The sequence below is a fragment of the Afipia sp. GW821-FHT04G03 genome (assembly GCF_059419985.1).
The window spans coordinates 634,247-655,003 of sequence record NZ_JBWKSV010000003.1; the positions used below are offsets into that span (position 1 = coordinate 634,247).

General features: G+C 63.3%; 18 protein-coding genes. 12 read left to right on the plus strand and 6 right to left on the minus strand.

The window, feature by feature from the left end; translation table 11 throughout:
* Nucleotides 1-203 precede the first annotated feature (203 nt).
* Together AC07UB_RS17390 and AC07UB_RS17395 are read left to right on the plus strand one after the other, a co-directional pair.
* Nucleotides 204-776, plus strand: coding sequence for a L,D-transpeptidase (locus tag AC07UB_RS17390; RefSeq protein WP_492790708.1), 573 nt, complete (start codon nucleotides 204-206; stop codon nucleotides 774-776).
* A gap of 177 nt (nucleotides 777-953) precedes the next feature.
* Entirely contained in the window at nucleotides 954-1,739 is a 786-nt protein-coding gene (locus AC07UB_RS17395; RefSeq protein WP_494654331.1) for a DUF2927 domain-containing protein, read from the plus strand.
* Nucleotides 1,740-1,883: 144 nt separating this feature from the next.
* On the opposite strand, the gene AC07UB_RS17400 is transcribed toward AC07UB_RS17395, so the two are convergent.
* Together AC07UB_RS17400 and AC07UB_RS17405 are read right to left on the minus strand one after the other, a co-directional pair.
* The gene (locus AC07UB_RS17400; RefSeq protein ID WP_492790710.1) at nucleotides 1,884-3,056 is read right to left on the minus strand and encodes an isovaleryl-CoA dehydrogenase; all 1,173 of its coding nucleotides are present in this window, start codon (nucleotides 3,054-3,056) and stop codon (nucleotides 1,884-1,886) included.
* A 215-nt stretch (nucleotides 3,057-3,271) separates the two neighbouring features.
* Nucleotides 3,272-4,750 carry a methyl-accepting chemotaxis protein gene (locus tag AC07UB_RS17405; protein WP_492790711.1) on the minus strand — a complete coding sequence of 493 codons (1,479 nt, stop codon included), beginning with the start codon at nucleotides 4,748-4,750 and terminating at the stop codon, nucleotides 3,272-3,274.
* Between the two features lie 260 nt (nucleotides 4,751-5,010).
* Between AC07UB_RS17405 and AC07UB_RS17410 the strand changes: the two genes are divergently transcribed.
* The 4 genes from AC07UB_RS17410 to AC07UB_RS17425 all read left to right on the plus strand — a co-directional run bounded on the left by AC07UB_RS17410 (nucleotide 5,011) and on the right by AC07UB_RS17425 (nucleotide 9,541).
* Entirely contained in the window at nucleotides 5,011-6,279 is a 1,269-nt protein-coding gene (locus AC07UB_RS17410) for a cytochrome P450 (protein WP_492790712.1), read from the plus strand.
* A gap of 114 nt (nucleotides 6,280-6,393) precedes the next feature.
* A complete protein-coding gene (locus AC07UB_RS17415) occupies nucleotides 6,394-7,557 on the plus strand; it encodes an acyl-CoA dehydrogenase family protein (RefSeq protein WP_494654328.1) in 1,164 nt (387 codons plus the stop codon).
* A gap of 8 nt (nucleotides 7,558-7,565) precedes the next feature.
* On the plus strand, nucleotides 7,566-8,690 hold the full coding sequence (locus AC07UB_RS17420; protein ID WP_494654326.1) for a CaiB/BaiF CoA transferase family protein: 1,125 nt from the start codon (nucleotides 7,566-7,568) through the stop codon (nucleotides 8,688-8,690).
* A complete protein-coding gene (locus tag AC07UB_RS17425; protein ID WP_494654325.1) occupies nucleotides 8,687-9,541 on the plus strand; it encodes an HTD2 family dehydratase in 855 nt (284 codons plus the stop codon). Before AC07UB_RS17420 ends, AC07UB_RS17425 begins: the two co-directional genes overlap by 4 nt.
* A gap of 7 nt (nucleotides 9,542-9,548) precedes the next feature.
* Here AC07UB_RS17425 and AC07UB_RS17430 read toward each other — a convergent pair whose 3' ends face one another.
* Both AC07UB_RS17430 and trhA read right to left on the minus strand, forming a co-directional pair.
* Nucleotides 9,549-10,346 carry an SDR family oxidoreductase gene (locus tag AC07UB_RS17430; protein ID WP_494654324.1) on the minus strand — a complete coding sequence of 266 codons (798 nt, stop codon included), beginning with the start codon at nucleotides 10,344-10,346 and terminating at the stop codon, nucleotides 9,549-9,551.
* 35 nt (nucleotides 10,347-10,381) lie between these two features.
* Entirely contained in the window at nucleotides 10,382-11,077 is a 696-nt protein-coding gene (gene trhA, locus AC07UB_RS17435; protein ID WP_492792686.1) for a PAQR family membrane homeostasis protein TrhA, read from the minus strand.
* 202 nt (nucleotides 11,078-11,279) lie between these two features.
* On the opposite strand from trhA, the gene AC07UB_RS17440 reads away from it, so the two are divergent.
* From AC07UB_RS17440 to AC07UB_RS17450, 3 genes are all read left to right on the plus strand, one after another.
* Nucleotides 11,280-12,749, plus strand: coding sequence for a YcjX family GTP-binding protein (locus AC07UB_RS17440; RefSeq protein WP_494654323.1), 1,470 nt, complete (start codon nucleotides 11,280-11,282; stop codon nucleotides 12,747-12,749).
* The gene (locus AC07UB_RS17445; RefSeq protein WP_494654322.1) at nucleotides 12,746-13,789 is read left to right on the plus strand and encodes a YcjF family protein; all 1,044 of its coding nucleotides are present in this window, start codon (nucleotides 12,746-12,748) and stop codon (nucleotides 13,787-13,789) included. Before AC07UB_RS17440 ends, AC07UB_RS17445 begins: the two co-directional genes overlap by 4 nt.
* 157 nt (nucleotides 13,790-13,946) lie before the next feature.
* A complete protein-coding gene (locus AC07UB_RS17450) occupies nucleotides 13,947-14,195 on the plus strand; it encodes a hypothetical protein (RefSeq protein ID WP_494654321.1) in 249 nt (82 codons plus the stop codon).
* Between the two features lie 63 nt (nucleotides 14,196-14,258).
* Here the strand turns inward: AC07UB_RS17450 and AC07UB_RS17455 are convergent, their stop codons facing one another.
* Nucleotides 14,259-15,824, minus strand: a complete 1,566-nt coding sequence (locus AC07UB_RS17455; RefSeq protein WP_494654319.1) for a glycosyltransferase family 39 protein — start codon at nucleotides 15,822-15,824, stop codon at nucleotides 14,259-14,261.
* 183 nt (nucleotides 15,825-16,007) lie between these two features.
* On the opposite strand from AC07UB_RS17455, the gene AC07UB_RS17460 reads away from it, so the two are divergent.
* Both AC07UB_RS17460 and AC07UB_RS17465 read left to right on the plus strand, forming a co-directional pair.
* Nucleotides 16,008-17,771 carry an adenylate/guanylate cyclase domain-containing protein gene (locus AC07UB_RS17460; protein WP_494654317.1) on the plus strand — a complete coding sequence of 588 codons (1,764 nt, stop codon included), beginning with the start codon at nucleotides 16,008-16,010 and terminating at the stop codon, nucleotides 17,769-17,771.
* 139 nt (nucleotides 17,772-17,910) lie between these two features.
* Nucleotides 17,911-18,111 carry a cold-shock protein gene (locus tag AC07UB_RS17465; protein WP_235098904.1) on the plus strand — a complete coding sequence of 67 codons (201 nt, stop codon included), beginning with the start codon at nucleotides 17,911-17,913 and terminating at the stop codon, nucleotides 18,109-18,111.
* A 92-nt stretch (nucleotides 18,112-18,203) separates the two neighbouring features.
* Here the strand turns inward: AC07UB_RS17465 and htpX are convergent, their stop codons facing one another.
* Nucleotides 18,204-19,133 (minus strand): zinc metalloprotease HtpX, encoded by a 930-nt coding sequence (htpX, locus tag AC07UB_RS17470; protein WP_494654315.1) that lies wholly within the window; start codon nucleotides 19,131-19,133, stop codon nucleotides 18,204-18,206.
* A 255-nt stretch (nucleotides 19,134-19,388) separates the two neighbouring features.
* Here htpX and AC07UB_RS17475 point away from each other — a divergent pair, with 255 nt between their 5' ends.
* The gene (locus tag AC07UB_RS17475) at nucleotides 19,389-20,621 is read left to right on the plus strand and encodes a multidrug effflux MFS transporter (protein WP_492790723.1); all 1,233 of its coding nucleotides are present in this window, start codon (nucleotides 19,389-19,391) and stop codon (nucleotides 20,619-20,621) included.
* The last annotated feature ends 136 nt before the right edge of the window (nucleotides 20,622-20,757 follow it).

Sequence of the window (20,757 nt, forward strand, 5' to 3'; positions counted from 1 at the left end):
ACACTGGATCAGATCAACCATCCTTATGACAGTTCGTCAAAGGCTCCGGACGCATGGGGCTACGCCATCACGCGTCCGTGGGTTGCGAAAACAACGAAATTGTGGCCTTTCTCGCGGGTTCGTGGCACCTGTGAGCTTCGACGCCGCGCTTCGCTCGCTGATCTTTTTCCGGCACCGTCTGACGGGCTTTTACGAGGATTCTAATGACGCGCCTTTTGACCGTAATTCTTACCGCAGCGACCCTGGTCGCTGGCTCCGGGTTCGCGATGGCGGATCAGGAATTCAACCCGTTTCTGGATATTTTCGGAATGAATCGCGGCGGAGGCGGATCAGGTCCTGTCCCCCGCACGACGGTCAGCTTTCAGGGCAATTACGCGCCGGGCACGATCATCGTCGATACCAGGGAGCGCCGGCTGTATCTGGTTCAGGAAGGCGGCCGCGCGCTGCGCTACGGCATCGGCGTGGGCCGCGACGGCTTCCGCTGGGGCGGCGTTCACCGCATCACCGCGAAGAAGGAATGGCCGAGCTGGACGCCTCCCGCGCAGATGCTGCGCCGCCGCCCGGACCTGCCGCGCCATATGGTCGGCGGTCCCGACAATCCGCTCGGCGCGCGCGCCATGTATCTCGGCTCGACGCTTTACCGCATCCACGGCTCCAACGAGCCGGAGACCATCGGCCAGGCCGTCTCCTCGGGCTGCTTCCGTATGGTCAACGACGACGTGATCGATCTCTACAACCGCGTCTCGGTCGGCGCGACCGTGATCGTCAAGAACTGAGATCGGAAACAAGGCAGAGGTTGAGCCGTCACGACGGATCGGACCTTGCCAAAAAAATCCTCAAAGACCGGCCCTTGCGGCCGGTCTTTGTCGTTTTATCGTCATATAGCCTGCCAGTTCCCTTGCGCGCAGACCCCGCCACCGGTAGCTCTGGCTGCAATGAGAGCATCTCTCACAATGTGGCGCCTCGCGCCCGGCATCGCGGTAGCGCTGGGTCTCGCGCTCTGCGTGTCGCTGCCGGCGTTCGCGGAAATGTCCGTCGGCGCGCGCCAGCGCATTGAAAAAAAGACATTCACCGACACGGAAATCATCGACGGTTTCCTGAAGACGGCATTCGGCGCGGAATATCATCTCGCCGGGCGCGTCGACCGCATCCGCAAATATCAGATGCCGGTACGCGTCTTCATCGACGGCTCCACCCGCCCCGACCGCCAGAAGCAGATCGGAAAGGTGGTCGGCGACATCGGAAAGCGCGTCCAGCATCTCGACATTGCCATGGCGAACAAGCGCGACGATGCCAACACCATCATCACGCTGGTCCGCGACCGTGACCTTCAGAAAACGATCACGGCGTTCTATGGCGCCGAGAAAGCCAAGGAAATTCACGACTCGCTGGACCCGCAATGTCTCTCGGGATTCCGCAAGAACGACAACTACGAGATCCAGCGCTCGGATGTGATCCTCACGGTCGACAACGGCGACTTCGTGTTTCTGGATTGCGCCTACGAGGAACTGCTGCAATCGCTCGGGCCGATCAACGACACCGACACGGTGCCGTGGACCATGTTCAACGACGAGGTCTCGATGGGATTCTTCGACGTGTACGACCAGTACATCATGAACATCCTGTACGATCCGCGCATCAAGGCCGGCATGACCGTCGATGAAGTCCGCGGCCTGCTGCCTGCGATCCTGCCCGAGGTGCGGGCCTGGGTCGCAAAGATCAACAACCTGCCGCAGTAGAGTTGTCCTAGCGCTTTCGTCGTCCGTCAGACGCTGCCGGCTGCCTCGTCATTGCGAGGAGCACTTGCGATGAAGCAATCCAGTTCTTTGCTTTTTCAAGGTGGATTGCTTCGCTCGCAATGACGCTGAGGGACGGTCGGCGTTCTACGCCGTCTTTTCGAACAGCTCGCGTCCGATCAGCATCCGGCGGATTTCACTGGTGCCGGCGCCGATCTCATAGAGCTTGGCGTCGCGCAGCAATCGCCCGGTGGGATAGTCGTTGATGTAGCCGTTGCCGCCGAGCAACTGGATCGCGTCGAGCGCGCATTCGGTCGCGCGTTCCGCCGCGTACAGGATCGCGCCGGCCGCATCCTCGCGCGTGGTCTCGCCGCGGTCACAGGCTTTCGCGACAGCATAGACGTAGGCGCGCGACGCATTCATCGCCACGTACATGTCGGCGACTTTACCCTGCACGAGCTGGAAGTTGCCGATGGGCTGGCCGAACTGCTTGCGTTCGTGGATGTAGGGCATCACCACGTCGAGGCAGGCCTGCATGATGCCGAGCGGTCCGGCGGCCAGCACGGCGCGTTCGTAGTCGAGGCCGGACATCAGCACGTTGACGCCGCGCCCGACGTGACCCAGCACGTTTTCTTCCGGCACCTCGCAATCCTCGAACACGAGTTCAGCGGTGTCGGAGCCGCGCATCCCGAACTTGTCGAGCTTCTGCGCGGTGGAGAATCCCTTCATGCCCTTTTCGATCAGGAACGCGGTCATGCCGCGCGGGCCCGCCGCCGGATCGGTCTTGGCGTAAACCACGAGCGTCTCGGCAATCGGCCCGTTGGTGATCCACATCTTGTTGCCGTTGATGACGTAACGATCGCCCTTCTTGTCGGCGCGCGTCGTCATCGACACCACGTCGGACCCGGCGCCCGGCTCGGACATCGCCAGCGCGCCGACATGCTCGCCCGAGATCAGCTTCGGAAGATACTTCCTCTTCTGGGCATCGTTGCCGTTGCGGCGGATCTGATTGACGCAAAGATTGGAGTGCGCGCCATACGAGAGACCGACCGACGCGGACGCGCGGGAGATTTCCTCCATCGCGATACAATGTTCGAGGTAACCCAGACCCGAGCCGCCGTACTCTTCCTCGACGGTCATGCCGAGCAGACCTAGTTCGCCCATCTTGGGCCACAGATCGCGCGGGAACTGATTGCTCTTGTCGATCTCCTCGGCGCGCGGCGCGATCTCGTTCTGCGAAAAATCACGGACGGTCTCGCGGATCGCATCGGCGGTCTCGCCCAGATCGAAATTGAAGACACTTTGCGCGTTCGAACTCATCGAATTTCTCCCAGGACGCGGCTCTTACGCAGGCCGGTGTTTGTTCGGCCGGACAATGCCACGGGCCGGTTGCGGGGAGAAGAGCGGAAGCACCGGACCACCGCCGGCGCCTCTCGTTGGCCACTCACCGCGCCGGCGAGATGGCCACAAAGCAATCGGGCGAAATGTCTTGCGCCTGACATTTCGCCCGCAATTTCGATCGCTGGAGCGCCGGGTTATCCCAGCGCGCGCGAGGCTTCCCTGACTTTGCGGGTCGATTCATCGACGGAACGCGTCGCCTCGGCGATGTCGTTCATGTTGGCGTTGATGTCGGTCACGCCCCGCGCCGCCACCTGCATATTTTCCGAAATGCTTTGGGTCACGGCCGCCTGCTCTTCCACCGAGGCCGCGATTGCCGCCGAGATTTCGTTAACGCGCGAGATCGTCTGGGTGATCGCCTCGATGACATTGACCGCGCTGGTCGTGGTTCCCTGAACCTCAGCGATCTGCGCGCTGATTTCATCGGTGGCCTTGGCGGTCTGGGTCGCGAGACTTTTCACCTCCGACGCCACCACCGCAAAGCCCCTGCCCGCCTCGCCGGCGCGCGCCGCCTCAATGGTGGCATTGAGCGCCAGCAGGTTGGTCTGTTCGGCGATGTTGTTGATGAGCTTGACCACGTCGCCGATCTTCTGGGCGGCGACGGCAAGACCCGACACGATGGTGCTTGTTTCATTGGCCTGCTTCACGGCCTGCATCGAAATGGTGAGCGCGTCTGACGACTGGCGGCTGATCTCGCTGACGGACGCCGCAAGCTCCTCCGCACCGGAGGCAACCGCCTGCATGTTGGAGGAGGTCTGCGTCGAGGCGCTTGCAACGGATGTCACCCGTTCGGACGCCGAAGCCACCGCTTCGGTGATCTGCCCGAGATCGATGTCGATGGATTTCTGCAACTCGCTACGGCGAAGGCGGTCTTCAACCTGGGCCGTCGTGTCGGTGGCGAACTTGACCACCTTGGCGAGCTTGCCGTCCGCCCCCGTAATCGGATTGTAGGAGGCCTGAATCCAGATCGCCTTGCCGCCCTTGCCAAGGCGCTTGTACTCGGCCGCCTGATAATCGCCACGGCGCAGCGAATCCCAGAACTCGCGATAGGCCGCGCTGTCCCGGTACGCGGGCTCGACGAACATGCTGTGATGCTTGCCCTGGATTTCGTCCAGCCGGTAGCCAAGGGTCTTCAGGAAATTGTCGTTCGCGGTGATGACGGTGCCGTCGGGATTGAATTCGATCACGGCCTGCGACTTGTGAATGGCCTTGATCTGGCCTTCGTAATCGACATTCCGGAGTTTCTGCTCGGTAATGTCGGTGGCGAGCTTGACCACCTTGAAAGGCTTGCCGCTGCGGGTCAGCAGCGGATTGTAGGACGCCTGGATCCAGACCGGCCTGCCGCCCTTGGCGACCCGCAGAAACTCGCGCGACTGGTACTCACCCCGGCGCAGTGCCTCCCAGAATTCGCGGTACTCGGCCCCCTCGCGAAGTTCCGCAGCCACGAACATGCTGTGATGCTTGCCCGCGATCTCGTCGAGCCGGTACCCCATGGCGTTCAGGAAATTGGGGTTCGCCGTGACGATCGTTCCGTCCATCTCGAATTCGATAACGGCCTGCGATTTGTCAAACGCCTCGAGTTTTGCACTAACTTCATGGGATCTGAAGAATGGCATCCTGCGCGCCCTTTCTGGGTGAGACGCCCCTAAATTAGCGGATATCCGTTAACCAAACTCTATCAGCGTGCAGGCTCTCGTATTTTCACGTTTCAGTTGCATACATTTTTACCACTCACCGCCGAAAATTCGAGCAGGCGCGGCCCAGGCGCTGCGGCGACCGGCTCTCGCGCGCTTGCCTCCCAGCCGTCGAGAGAGTGTAATTCTCCGAACGACAAGCTTCCGGAATCGACACGGAAGCGCCCAAAGGGAGCGGAGTGATGCACGGCACAATCAGGCTTGCCAGCGACGAGCGCCAGAAGGCCGCCCGTGAGAAGGCGTATTCCATGCCGCTGTCGGAATTCCATCCCGGCGCGCCGGAATTATTTCGAAGCGATACGCTGTGGCCGTACTTCGAGCGGCTGCGCAAGGAAGAGCCGGTGCATTACTGCACGACCTGTCCGGTCGGCGATTACTGGTCGGTGACGAAGTACAACGACATCATGCATGTCGACACCAACGCGGCGATCTTTTCGTCCGACGTCAAGCTCGGCGGCATCTCTCTGCGCGACGTTACCGAAGACTACAGCTGGCCGAGCTTCATCGCGATGGACGAACCGAAGCATGGTCCGCAGCGCAAGACCGTGCAGCCGATGTTCACGCCGGGGCCGCTCGATCGCATGGCCGTTCTCATTCGCGAGCGCTCGGCGGAAATCCTCGACAACCTGCCACGCAACGAAACCTTCAACTGGGTCGAGCGCGTCTCCATCGAACTCACCACGCAGATGCTGGCCACGCTGTTCGATTTTCCGTGGGAAGACCGCCGCAAGCTGACGCGCTGGTCCGATCTTGCCACCGCGCTGCCGAAAAGCGGCATCTATGAAAGCGAGGAGGCGCGGCTGAAAGAACTCGGCGAATGCGCCGACTATTTCATCGGCCTGTGGAACGAGCGCGTCAATGCACCGCCGAAGGGCGACCTCATCTCGATGATGGCGCACAGCGACGCGACGCGCCACATGAACCGCGATGAATTGCTCGGCAACCTCATCCTGCTGATCGTCGGCGGCAACGACACCACCCGTAACTCGATGACGGGATCGGTGCTCGCGCTGAACGAGAACCCGGACGAATACGACAAGCTGCGCGCCAACCATGCGCTGGTCGAAACCATGGTGCCGGAGGTGATCCGCTGGCAGACGCCGCTGGCTCATATGCGCCGCACGGCGCTGCAGGACACCGAACTCGGCGGCAAGCTGATCAAGAAGGGCGACCGCGTCGTGATGTGGTACGTCTCCGGCAACCGCGACGGCGACGTGATCGAAAATCCCGACAGCTTCATCATCGATCGCGCCCGCCCGCGCACGCATATGTCGTTCGGCTTCGGCATCCATCGCTGCGTCGGCATGCGGCTGGCGGATTTGCAGCTCAAGATCATCTGGGAAGAGATCCTGAAACGCTTCGACAATATCGAAGTCGTGGGCGAGCCGACCCGCATCTATTCGAGCTTCGTGAAGGGTTACGAGACCCTGCCGGTTCGCATTAACACCTGATCCCGAACGCCGGCGGCACACGGCAAGCCGCCATTTCTCACTGATGCAAAATCGGAATGCGGCTGCGCGTCCGAACCGCTGGAACACAGGACGGCGATCTGCCAAACACCCCGCATGACCCATCAAGAACAAGACTTTTCAGACATCCGTGAATCCGTTGCCAAGCTTTGCGCGCAGTTTCCCGGCGAGTACTGGCGCAAGCTCGACCGCGAGATGGCCTATCCGAAGGAATTCGTCCAGGCGCTGATCGACGCCGGCTATCTCTCGGTGCTGATCCCTGAAGAATACGGCGGCTCGGGCCTGAAACTGTCAGCGGCCGCCGCGATCCTCGAGGAAATCCAGCGCGCTGGCTGCAACGGCGGCGCCACCCACGCCCAGATGTACACCATGGGCACACTGCTGCGGCACGGCAGCGAGGAGCAGAAATCCAAATGGCTGCCGCGCATCGCGAGCGGCGAACTGCGCCTGCAGGCCTTCGGCGTGACCGAGCCGACCAGCGGCACCGACACCACCTCGCTCAAGACGTTTGCCAAACGCGACGGCGACCATTACGTCGTCAACGGCCAGAAGATCTGGACCAGCCGCGCCGAGTATTCCGACCTGATGATCCTCCTGGCGCGCACCACGCCGAAGGAACAGGCCGCCAAGCGCACCGACGGACTGTCCGTCTTCATCGTCGACATGCAGCAGGCGAAGAAGGCCGGCGGGCTGACCATCCGGCCAATCCGCACCATGATGAACCACGCGACGACGGAAGTGTTCTTCGACAACATGAAGGTTCCCGCCGAGAATTTGATCGGCGAGGAAGGCAAGGGCTTCCGCTACATCCTGTCCGGCATGAACGCCGAGCGCATCCTGATCGCAGCGGAGTGCGTCGGCGACGCCAAGTGGTTCATCAAGAAGGCCAGCGACTACGCCAGGGAGCGTACGGTGTTCGGCCGTCCGATCGGCCAGAACCAGGGCATCCAGTTTCCGATCGCGAAATCCTACGCCAACATGCGCGCCGCCGAACTGATGGTGCGGGAAGCCACCCGCCTTTATGAAGCGGGCAAGGATTGCGGCGCGGAAGCCAACATGGCCAAGATGCTCGCGGCCGATGCATCGTTCGAGGCGGCCAACGCCTGCATCCAGACCCACGGCGGGTTCGGCTTCGCGGAGGAATACGACATCGAGCGCAAGTTCCGCGAGACACGGCTGTATTCGGTCGCGCCGATCTCCACCAACCTGATCCTGTCGCATCTGTCCGAGCATGTGCTCGGCATGCCGCGCTCTTACTGAGAACATCCATGCTGCCGCTTGAAGGATTAACCGTCGTCGCCGTCGAGCAGGCTGTCGCTGCTCCCTTCTGCACCTCGCGGCTGGCGGACGCCGGGGCGAACGTCATCAAGATCGAACGCCCGGAAGGCGACTTCGCCCGCGACTACGACGCGGCGGCGAAAGGCCAGAGCAGCTATTTCGTCTGGCTCAATCGCGGCAAGAAATCGGTCGTCATCGATCTCGCCACCGACGAGGGACGCAAGGCGCTCGAGACGCTGATCGCCAGCGCCGATGTGCTGGTGCAAAATCTCAAGCCCGGCTCGATGGACAAGCTCGGATTTTCCCGCGAGCGTTTGCTGAATGACTATCCCGCGCTGATCTCCTGCACCATCAGCGGGTACGGCGACGACGGCCCTTATGCCAGCCGCAAGGCCTACGATCTTCTCATTCAGGCGGAGTCCGGACTGTGCTCGGTCACCGGCGGCCCCGAAGCACCCTCGCGGGTCGGCATGTCGATCGTCGACGTCGCGACGGGCGCCGCCGCCCATGCCGCCGTTCTCGAAGCGCTGATCGCGCGCGGGCGGACCGGCAAGGGCCGCGACATCCGCATCTCGATGTTCGACGTGATGGCGGACTGGCTCACGGTGCCGCTGCTGAATGCCGAGAACGGCAATCCGCCGAAGCGCATGGGTCTCGCGCATCCGTCGGTCGCGCCCTACGGCGTCTTTCATTCAAAGGACGGCAACGAAATCCTGATTTCGATTCAGAGCGAACGCGAATGGAAGGTGTTCTGCGCCAAGGTGATCGACATGCCCGACCTGCCGGGCGATCCGCGTTTCGGCAGCATGGTCGAGCGCGTGCGCAACCGAAAACTGACCGACGACACGGTCGCCGCCGCGTTTATCAAACTGACGCGCGATGAACTCCTGAAACGGCTTGCGGATGCCGACATCGCGTTTGCCGAGGTCAACACCATGGAAGGCCTGTCGTCGCATCCGCATCTGCGGCGCATCGACGTCGATTCACCGAATGGCGTGGTGAGCTATCCCGCACCGGCGGCGATCATCGTCGGCGAGACGCGAACTTATGGCGCGATCCCGTCGATCGGCACCCACACCGTCGAGAGCGCATTGCAGGCGAGCAAAAAACCATGACAGCCAAGCCCGACATCGATCACCTGCGCCAGTGGATCGGCCGCACCCAGGAAGCGTCCGACATCATCACCGCGCAACTGGTGAAGGGCCTGCGCGCGACGCTGTTTCTCGACATCGGGACTCCGAAGGAAGGCGACGCCGCCCCGCTCACCACGCACTGGTGTCTCGCGCAGCCGGTCGTGCCCATGAGCGAGATCGGAACTGACGGACACCCCGCGCGCGGCGGCTTCCTGCCGCCGGTGCCGCTGCCGCGCCGGATGTGGGCGGGCGGACAGATCGAATTCATCGATCCGCTGCGCGTCGGCGACACGGTGACGCGCGCCTCGCGCATCTCGGACGTCACGATGAAAACCGGCAGCACGGGCTCGCTGTGTTTCGTCTCGGTGGATCACACCATCACCACGCCGCGCGGCACAGCCATTCGCGAGCGGCACGACATCGTCTACCGCGACCTTGCGCCTGCGGGCGAGGCGAAGCCGGCTGCCGCGCCCGCGCCAACTCCGGCGGGAAAAATCCGCGAAACCCACATGGCCGATCCGGTCCTGCTGTTTCGCTATTCGGCGCTGACCTTCAACGGCCACCGCATTCACTACGACCGCGATTACGTCACCAAGGTCGAAGGCTATCCGGGCCTGATTGTCCACGGCCCGTTGCAGGCGTCGCTGCTGATCGAATTCGCGGCCAAGCAGCGCGGCGGCAAGGCGCCCGCGAAATTCGTCTATCGCGGCGTCAATCCGCTGTTCGACGGCGCGGAATTCAGCGTCAACGGAAACGAGACCGCTACGGGACTCGAGGTCTGGACGGCCAACGCCGCCGGCGCCGCGACCATGAAGGGCACCGCGAGCTGGTGACGGCGCCCTACTTCTTGCCGAACATCTCACGCGTGATGGCCTGAAGTTTGGCCATGCCGCCGATCCAGCGGTCGTAGTTCTCGGTCTTCCTGCGCATGTAGTCGATCACCTGCGGATGCGGCAGGATCAAAAACGTCTCGCGGTCGATGCCGTCCAGCGCGCATTGCGCGACTTCTTCCGGCGTCAGATTTCCATCGTTGGACTGCGGACCCTTCGGCATTCCCCTGATCATGTTCGTTTCCACGCCCTGCGGGCAAAGGATCGAAACACGGATGTTGTGCGCCTTGTGCGAGATCGCGAGATTTTCCGCGAAACCGACGGCAGCGTGCTTGGTGGTCGAGTAGGCAGCACTGCCGACCTGCGACAACAATCCGGCCGCCGAAATGGTGTTGAGAAAGTATCCGCCGCCGCGCGCCCTCATGCGCGGGATTAGGTGCCGCGCCGCATAGACGTGCGCCATGACATGAATCGCCCAGCTTCGCGCCCACGGCTCGTCCGACGTCCCGCCGGCATTTTCCGACATCATGTCAAAGCCGCCGCCAATACCCGCATTCGAGCAGAACAGATCGATGGGGCCGAACTGCTTTTCAGTTTCGTCGATGACGCGGAAAATATCGCTTTCCTTGCCGACATCGCAGGCGAACGACGCGCCGCCGATGGAGTCCGCGACGGTCTTTGCCCGCGCGCCGTCAAGATCGGCAACGACGACCTTGGCCGCGCCCTCGCGATGAAAGATTTCGGCGAGCGCCTGGCCGATGCCATTCGCGCCGCCGGTGACGACAACGACTTTACCTGCAACTTTCATGCAGAGGTTTTAGGCGGGAAGCGCCGGCAGATCAATCAGGCCGCGACCAGAACCATATCGAGAACCGCGGTGTAGTGCAGCGCGGCAGCAAGCAATACGAAGGAATGCCAGATCGCATTCTGAAACCGCAACCGCTCCCACGCATGGAAGATCACGCCGAGGGAATAGATCAGCCCGCCGGCCGCGATGAACCAGAGCGTCGAGGTCGGCAGCGACGACACGAGGCTGTCGTAGGCAATGATGCCGCTCCATCCCATGGCGAGATAGAGCCCGACCGAGAGACGATCGAACCGGCCGGGGAGAAAGATCTTGAGCGCGATGCCTGCCGCCGCGACCGACCAGACGCCGACCAGCAACGCCGTCGCCATGAAGCGATCGTTCATCTGCGCGAGGAACGGGGTGTAGGTCGCCGCGATTAGAATATAGATCGCCGAGTGATCGAACCGCCGCAGCACCCATTTCACCGGCGAGACCGGCCACAGATTGTAGGTCGCGGACAGGCCGAGCATGGCGAGCAAACCGGCGACATAGACCGAAACCGAGACGATTTCCTTTGCCGAGGCATACATGGCCGCGAGGACGACAAGCGCCGTTGCGGCGATCAATCCCAACGCGATGCCGAGAACATGAACCACGCCGTCCGCGATCAGCTCCGCGCGATCGTAATCCCAGCGGACCACGCCGCCGCCGGCGACGCGGGCATGAGAGCTGAGTTGCTTCAATCTGAAGATCGTCCGGGCCAATTGATGTACCTCACCGTCGAGCAGAAAGGATATTCCGGCGACGGTCAATGAACTGGCGAAACGGACCGATCAAGATTCATGTGCTTTTGAAACTTGATTTCCGCCGCATAAATCTCCAGCTTCACAAAACTGTCGCAAGGTCTGTTCTTTTCTCTCGTATTCCTCTGTCCGATAAAGTCTTGATCGAATTATGGCACCCAGCTTTTCGGACATCGTCGAGGAAACGCGCCTTTCGATCCAGTCGCTGATCGAATACGGCGAAAGCCTGTTCAATCCCACCGTGCGGCTCGGCGTCACAGGGCTGTCGCGCGCGGGCAAGACCGTCTTCATCACAGCGCTGGTGCATGGGCTGCTGCGCGGCGGCCGGTTTCCGGTGTTCGAGTCGCTGGCGACGGGACGCATCGCCCGCGCCCGCCTCGAGCCGCAGCCGCACGACGCCGTGCCGCGCTTTGCCTATGAGAGCCACGTCCGCACCCTGATCGAAGACCGGCGCTGGCCGAGTTCGACCGTGGACATCAGCGAGTTGCGCCTTGTCATCGAATACCAGCGCCAGAACAGCGCGACGCGCACCCTGACGCTCGACCTCGTGGACTATCCCGGCGAATGGCTGCTCGATCTGCCGCTGCTGAACAAAAGCTACGAGCAATGGTCGGCGGAAAGTCTCGCGCTGTCGCGGCGTGAACCTCGCGCGCGTCTGGCGGCGCAGTGGCACGCCCATCTCGCCACGCTTGAACCGAAAGAACGGGAGGACGAACAGGCGACGCTGACCGCAGCGAAACTGTTCACGGACTATCTGCGCGCCTGCCGCGACGAGCGTTTCGCCATGAGCCTGCTGCCGCCCGGCCGCTTCCTGATGCCGGGCAATCTCGCGGGATCGCCCGCGCTGACGTTCGCCCCGCTGGACGTGCCGCAGGACGGCACCGCGCCCGACGGTTCGCTGTGGGCGATGATGCGGCGGCGTTATGAAGCCTACAAGGATGTCGTGGTGCGGCCATTCTTCCGCGATCACTTCACCCGGCTGGACCGGCAGATCGTGCTGGTCGACGCGCTGGCGGCCTTCAACGCGGGACCGGAAGCGCTGCAGGATCTCGAAGGCGCGCTGTCCGGCATTCTCGATTGCTTCAACATCGGCCGCAGCACGATTCTCAACACGTTGTTCCGGCCCCGCATTGATAAAATTCTTTTCGCCGCGACCAAGGCCGACCATCTGCACCGCTCCAGCCATGACCGGCTGGAGGCGATCCTGAAGCGCATGGTGGAGCGCGCCGCCGCGCGCGCCGAGTTCGCGGGCGCATCGGTCGATGTGGTGGCGCTCGCCGCCGTGCGCGCGACCCGCGAAGCGATGGTGCAGCAGGGGCGCGAGAAGCTGCCCTCGATCCTCGGCACGCCGGAGGAAGGCGAGATGTCCGGCGACGAGGTGTTCGACGGCGAGACGGAGGCCGCAACCTTTCCCGGTGACCTTCCCGCCAGGCTCGACGACCTGTTCAGCGGCGATGGCGCGTTTCGCGGCCTGAGCAACAGCGCATCCGACCAGACGGATTTCCGGTTTCTGCGATTCCGGCCGCCCTTGCTCGACCGTACAGGTGGCGAAGAGCCCGCGCTGCCCCATATCCGCCTCGACCGTGCGCTTCAGTTTCTGATCGGAGACAAGCTGCAATGAGCGACAAGCCGCATCACCGCAAGCCGGCCGCGTTCAAGCTCGACGATCCCCGCGTCATCCTGATGGACGCCGAGGACGAACTGTCGCGTCCCTCACGCGGCAAGGTTCACATCACGCCGGAATCCGATCCCGCCCAGTTGCCCGTCGTCATCGATGAGCCGGTTGTCCCGGTCCGAAGGGGCTTCGGCTGGGGCGGCGTGTTCTGGACCGCGCTCGGCGGGCTGGTGGCGCTCGCGCTCGGCCTCGGCATTTCCAATCTGGTCGAGGACCTGTTCAACCGCAGCGCCAGCCTCGGCTATATCGGCCTTGTCTTTGCAATCTTCGCCGTGCTGGCGCTGGTGGTGATCATCGCGCGCGAAGCGCTGAGCCTCGCCCGGCTGGAAACCATCGAGAAGCTGCACGCGCGCGCCAACGCTGTTCTTCTCAGCGACGACCGCAAGGAAAGCGACGCCATCGTCCGCGATCTGCTCAAGGTGGCCCACGACAATCCACGGCTCGCCCGCGCCCGCGCGGCGCTGGAGGAACACGGCCGCGACATCATCGACGGCGCGGACATGGTGCGGCTTGCCGAGCGCGAACTGATGACGCCGCTCGATCAGGAAGCGCGGCGGCTGATCTCAAGCGCGGCGCAGCGCGTCTCGCTGGTCACCGCCGTCAGCCCCGGCGTGGTCATCGACATGCTGTTCGTGTTCGCGGCGGCGCTGCGTCTGGTGCGGCAGCTGGCGCGGCTCTATGGCGGACGGCCCGGCACTCTGGGCATGATCCGGCTGATGCGTCATGTGATCGCGCATCTCGCGCTCACCGGCGGCATGGCCGCCAGCGACAACCTGATCCAGCAGATGCTCGGCCACGGCATCACCGCGAAACTGTCGGCCAAGCTCGGCGAAGGGCTGCTCAACGGATTGCTCACCGCGCGGCTGGGCCTCGCCGCCGTGGACGTGACGCGGCCGCTGCCGTTCGCGGCGCTGCCGCGCCCGGCGCTGTCCGATCTGGTCAAGGACCTGCTGCGCCGCGCGGGCGACGGCGACGCCAAGTCCTGAGCGGCTTCAAGTCCCGAGCGGCTTCGCCTGGGCAAAACCCGAGGTTTTTCAGGGCCTAGCGGTATCCGTGAACCTGTTCTGCGGGCCGCGCGACCAATTTGCGATGGATGGATTTGACCCAACCCGCGCCGATGGCGCGCTACGCAGGAGAAGACCCATGTTTCGCAAATTCGCTCTCGCACTTGCCGCCACCGCTGCGCTTGGCGCAGCCGCCCTCGCTCCCACCGCGGCGTCCGCCGGCGGCTGGCATGGCCATCACTGGGGCCACGGCTGGGGTCATAGCTATGGCTACGGTTTCAGCCCGGTGATCGTAAGCGGCGGCTATGCCGACGACGATTGCTACCAGACGCGGCGCGTCCGCACCGCGCGCGGCATCCGCTACCGCACCGTGAACGTCTGCTACTGATCTCGGGCGAAGCCTTAAATCGAAAATCCCGGCTGCATCACGCGGTCGGGATTTTTCTTTGACTCAGTTCAGCAGCCGCCATTTGTAAAACGGCGAGTCCGGCGGCGGCGACAACTCCGGCGTCCATCCCCTCACCGTCTTGAACGCGAACGGCTCGATCACCGCGCCGCGCCACGTGCGATTGGCCTGCCCCACTTGCTGCAACCTGGCGGGCGTGCCGGTCTCGATCACATTGCCGTCGTTGGGCGCGCTGTCCACGTAAAGCCCGACGCCGGATCGCATGGCGGCGCTCGCCATGTCCCTGAAGCCGATGAAGCGGCTGCGCTCATTCACCTGCACCACAGGGATGCTGTCCTTGAGATGCCAGCGCAGCTCCGCGTATATCCGGTAATCCAGCGTCGCGATCCATGTCGCGCCGGTCTCTGCCGCCACCGCCTTCGCGCGCGCGGCGATCTCGCCGTAGCCCGCTTCCTTCGCGACCGGATCCTTGGTCGGCGCGAATGCAAAGTTGCTGACGGCGTAGTAATAGAAAATCGCGACGTTCAGCACGACGCCGAGCGCGACCGCCGCCACGGCCCACGATTCAGCCGTGCGGGTGATCCAGCCTGCGCGCGGTTCTTTCCGTATCTCGGCAAGATTGATCGCCGCCGCCGTAAAGGCGAACGGCCAGATCAGCAGCGGCCAGGTGTCGCCGATCCGCAGCGACAGCGACTTCCACAGGAAGTACGCGAACGGCGCAAGCGCACAGGTCGAGACGAGAATGGACGCCGGACTCTGCTGCCGATAGCCGCGCCACGCCAGCATCAGGGAGCCGGCGAGCGCCACCGGAAACAGGATCGGACCGACAAGGGCCAGTTGCAGCCCGAGAAAATCGACGACAGTTCGCGCCGAGATGCCATGATCCGCGCCGACGCGAATGAACTGAAAGCGGAACGACGCCCAGTCATGCTGCCAATTCCAGATCAGCACCGGCGAAAACACCAGCAGCGCAATCGCCATCGACACCCACGGCCAGGGACTGCGCAGCCATCGCGCGCGCCATGGCGGCACCAGCACGAACGCCACGATGGCCGGCACCAGAAACACCGCGGTGTACTTCGATAGCAGCGCCAGCCCGCCGAACAGCCCGGCGGCCAGCCACCAGCGGCCATTATTGTTTTCAGTGAGACGCACCAGCGACCAGACCATCGCGAGTGAGAACATAATCAGCGCGGCGTCGGGAAGGATTCGCGACGCGAACAAGCCATACTCAGGGGCTGCGAACGGCATCAGCACCGCGAGGACGACGGCGCGGCGGTCGCGCGTCAGCCGCCAGACGATGTCGGCAAGGATCGCCACGCCGATCCACATCGCAAGCAGCACGCCGAACCGCGCGCCGAAACTGGTGTCGCCGAAGATCGCCGTGCCGAAACGCACCAGCCACGCGACCATCGGCGGATGATCGAGATAGGACAGCACGCTTTCTTTCGAGAACGTCCAGTAATACGCCTCGTCCGTGCGCAGATCGGTGATCGCGGCATAGACCACCTGCAATGTCACGATCACGGCAATCGCCGCCGCCGCGACAAGCCTTGCACGCGGCGTCAAGGATTCCGGTTCTGCCGTGCTGGCCGTGTTCGCCTTCCCCATGCGGTTAGCTTTTCCGCGACCGCGCCGGTGAAGTCAAACCGCCCCCTCCTCGTCCGGCACGATGGCCCGATGGGTCGCCCATGGCGTCCAGCCGAAGTCTCGTTTAGGATTTTTCCGGCGCATCCCGGACCACCGGATGCGGCGGCATATTCAGTTTTTTCAATGTCCCGGAAGATTTGGCGCATGGCAGAGACCGTTTCATCCGTCAGCCGGGTCATGCGCGGAATTGGAATTCGTCAGGTGCGGCTTGCGACCGGCTTTGTGCTGTTCGCCTATCTCATCAGCCACTTTGCCAATCATGCGCTCGGCAACATCTCGCTCAGCGCGATGGACGCCATGCTCACCTACCACATGCTGTTCTGGCAAAGCTGGCCGGTGCTGATCGTCTTCTACGCCGCCGTGCTGATCCATCTCAGCCTCGGAATCTGGGCGCTCTATGCGCGCCGGCAGTTTCGCTGGACCGGCATCGAGGCCACGCAGCTGGTGTTCGGTCTTGCTATTCCGGTTTTCGTCATCGGACATCTGGTCGGCGTGCGCGTCGCCGCGCCGCTGTTCGGCCACGAGAAGGATTACCCGCAGGTCCTGTTCGCCTACTGGGTGTTCCGGCCGCATCTCAAGTGGATGATGGCCGCCGTGCTGGTGGTGTCCTGGGTGCACGGCTGCATCGGAATTTATTTCTGGGTCCGCACCAAACCGTACTTCAGGAAAATATCGTCGCTGCTGCTCGCGCTCGCGGTGATCCTGCCGACGCTGTCCCTGCTCGGATTGTATCAGGCCGGCCGGACGGTCGCGCGGGCCAGCGCTGCGCCGGAATGGCGGGCGGAGAACCTGTCCCGTGACAAGGTCGGGACCAGCGCGGATCAGGCCGCGATCGAGACCATCAGTTCCACCGCGCTTTTTGGATACTTCGGCCTGATCGGCCTGACCCTGGGGGCGCGCGGTATCCGGGCGCTGCTGGAGCGGCGGCGCGGCCTCATCAAATTGTCCTACGGCAACGGCAAGACCATCCGCATGCCGATCGGCCTCAGCGTGCTGGAGGCGAGCACGCGCTTCAATATCCCGCATTCGAGCGTTTGCGGCGGCCGGGCGCGCTGCTCGACCTGCCGCATCCGGATCATCGGGGATTGCAGCGCATTGCCCGTGCCGTCGAACCGCGAGACCTTCGTGCTGGAGCGCGTCGGCACCGGTGGCGATCCCGCGATCCGCCTTGCCTGCCAGCTGCGGCCCAAGACCGACGTTTCATTCTTCCAGATATTCCCGCCACATACGAGCGTGTCGGCGGCTTCGAACATGGCGCCGGTCCATCCCGGCAAGGAGCGCTATCTCGTCAGCATGTTCGTGGATATGCGCGGGTCGACCAAGCTCGCCGAACAACTGCTGCCGTTCGATACCGTCTTCATCATCAATCGCTTTCTTACCGCGGTGTCGCAGGCCGTCGTCGAATGCGGCGGCCAGCCGAACCAGTTTGTCGGCGACGGCCAGCTGGCGCTGTTCGGGCTTTCCGCCAGCCCGCAAACCGCCTGCCGGCAGGCCATCGAAGCCGCATCCCGGATCGCGGTCCATGTCGATGCGCTGAACGAATTTCTCGGCGACGATGTGCCGGAACCGCTGCGCTTCGGGGTCGGGATTCACGGCGGGGAAGTCATCATCGGCGACATCGGCTCGCAGGAGCACACGGTTTTCACCGCGCTCGGCGATTCCGTGAACGTCGCGGCACGCTTGCAGGACATGACCAAGGCCCTGTCCTGCGAGGTGGTGCTGTCGCAGGATGTCCTGAAAACGGCCAACGTTTCCGCCGGCGGTCTGCCCCATGTGGAGGTGCCAATCCGAGGCCGGATCGAACCGCTGATCGTCCATACGGTCACGAAGGCTGCAATGTTGTCCGCCCTCGTCGCCGATTTCGCAGTTGCAGCAGTGAAAAAAACGGCGGATTCGCGCAAAGTTTGAGCGAAAGGGCCGGTGCGGCAGGGCGTCCGCCATTTTCACTATCAAGAAACGCGCTTCCCGCGTATTCTGCACGCTGTTGGACACGCCACCCGCGGGGTTCGACACTTTGTTATCGGTCTTACCCTCTGGAGACGACGGAATGGCTAAAGGTACTGTGAAGTGGTTCAACCCCACCAAGGGCTACGGCTTTATTCAGCCCAGCAATGGCGGCAAGGACGTGTTCGTTCATATCTCGGCAGTTGAGAAGGCGGGACTTTCTTCGCTCAATGAAGGACAGTCGGTCGAGTACGAAGAAGTCGCAAACCGCGGCAAGACCTCCGCGGAAAATCTCAAGGTTTGATAGGGAGGTCCGGTTCAGAACGCTGGATCGGACCTTTGCTTATTCTGCGATGCGCGCGCCGGGTACAGAACCCGGCTCATGACTCGGCTCTCTTAGCCCCACGGGCCGCGCTGTCCACCCCAGGGACCGCGCGCTCCACGCGCAGGGCCCGCCGGCGCGGCAGCCGTTCCGCCCCGAGCGCCAATCTCTCCCGCAAGACGCTGCAATTCCCGCACACGGTTCTCGGTCGAAGGGTGGGTCGAGAACAGATTGTCCATGCCCATGCCGGACAGCGGATTGATGATGAACATATGCGCCGTGGCGGGACTGCGCTCCGCATCCATGTTCGGGATCTGATGCGCCGCGTTATCGATCTTGACCAGAGCGGACGCGAGCCACATCGGCTGCCCGCAAATGCGCGCGCCCAGATCATCGGCTGAATATTCGCGCGTCCGGCTGATCGCCATCTGCACGATGGTCGCCGACAGCGGCGCAAGGATCATCATCGCCAGCGAGCCGACGATGCCCGGACCACCGTTGCCCCGGTTGCCGCCGAAGAACATGCCGAACTGCGCGATCATCGAGATCGCGCCCGCGATGGTCGCGGTGATGGTCATGATCAGGGTGTCGTGATTCTTGATATGCGCGAGTTCGTGCGCAATCACGCCGGCGAGTTCCTCGCGGCTCAGCGATTGCAGAAGTCCCGTCGTCGCCGCCACCGCGGCATGCTGGGGATCGCGCCCGGTCGCAAACGCGTTCGGCTGCGGATTGTCCATCAGGTAGACCTTCGGCATCGGCAGCTGTGCGCGGCCCGCAAGCTCGGCCACCAGCCGCACGAAATCCGGTGCGGTGCGCTCATCGACCTCCTGCGCGCCGTGCATCGACAGCACCATGCGATCGGAATTCCAGTAGGCGAACAGGTTCGTGCCGGCCGCGACGATCAGCGCAATCAACGCACCGCCCGCTCCGCCGATCAAGTAACCGACGCCCATGAACAGGGCCGTCAGACCGGCGAGCAGAACCGCCGTCTTGAAATAACTCATCCCCGCCTCCTGATGCGCGTTTGGTTCGTGACTATCATCCTTCCTAAATGGTGAGACTCACTGGCCTATTTCAAGATCGCCGCGCCTGCGGCGCCAAGCCGCGCTGGCGATGCCGCTCGCGCCGGAACCCGCCGCCCGTGCGCGTCCGCCCCGTTCATTGCGCGTCCGCGCATGGGAGGGCTGCCCGGACGGGGCCAGTATCCGTTTTGATATATGATGATCGTCATATAAAAAGCGTGCAAAGAGGATTTCCAAATGACGATCCAGAACATCGGCGACAGCGGCAGCGCGACCGCACTCCAGGCGCGATCATCCATGTCCGCGCGGATCATTGTCCTTGCGGCGCTTGCCGCCGTCGGATCGTTCGCGACGAACATCCTGCTGCCGTCCCTGCCCTCGATGGCGAAGGACCTGAACGTCTCGACCGCGGCGGTCTCGTCGACCATCAGCGTTTATCTTGCAGTGTTCGCCGTCGGCCAGTTGGTCGTCGGCCCGCTGTCCGACCGCTTCGGACGCTGGAAGCCCGTGATGTTCGGACTTGGCATCTTCGTGCTGGGCAGCGTGTGGTGCGAATTCTCCACCACCCTGCCGATGATGCTGGTCGGCCGGACCATTCAGGCGCTGGGCGCCTGCGCCGCGTCGGTGCTGTCGCGCGCCATTGCCCGCGATCTGTTGAGCGGCGAAGACCTGACCCGCGCGCTGGCCTTCATCATGGTCGCGATGTCAGCGGCTCCCGGTTTCTCGCCGCTGATCGGCGGGCTGCTCGATGCAACATCCGGATGGCGTTCTGAATTCTTCGTGGTCGGCCTGTTCGGCGCGATCGTCGCGGCGTCCTATTACAAATATGTCGGGGAAACCCACCGCGCCGACGGCAACGTGTCGATCCAGCCGGCGTCCATCGCGCGCGGCTACTGGGGATTGATCACCGACCTGCGCTTCATCGCGCCGGCCGGAACCATCGGGCTCTTTATGGGCGCGATCTTCGCGATGTTTTCGGTGTCGCCGCGCATCCTGATCGACGGACTGGGTTTCTCGCCGATCCAGGTCGGGTTGTTCTTCGCGACAACGGTATTCGCGGTCTTCGCCTCAGGAATGGCGGCGCCGCGCATCGCGGTCCGGCTCGGACATGCCCGCGCGACCATCATCGGGCTTGGCATCGCGGCGCTCGGCGGCATCGTGCTGCTGCTGGCGCACTGGGCCGATCATTCGATCTGGAGCTATTTCATCCCGGTCATGATCTTTCTGACCGGATTCGGGATGGTAAGCCCGCTGGTCACGGCGACGGCCCTGCAGCCGTTCGGCGACAGGGCGGGTCTCGCGTCGGCGCTGCTGGGGTTCCTTCAGATGGCGGGAGCCGCCATCGGCGTCGTGCTGACGGCTTCGATCGCGAGCGCGACACTTGCCATCGGTGTCGTACAGGCCGCGCTAACCATGCTGGGATTGATTTTGTATCTGGCCGGGCAGAGGCGCGCGGTTCCCGCGCGCTAGGCTCTCTTTAACAGGACGCGCCCCACCCCTTGGGGAACGGGATCATCGGCCACGCGCCGGACGTGGAACCGGAACAATCCGCTGGGTTGTCGCCGGGCTCGAGCACACCGCCGCAAAACGGGCAGTTATTGTCGTT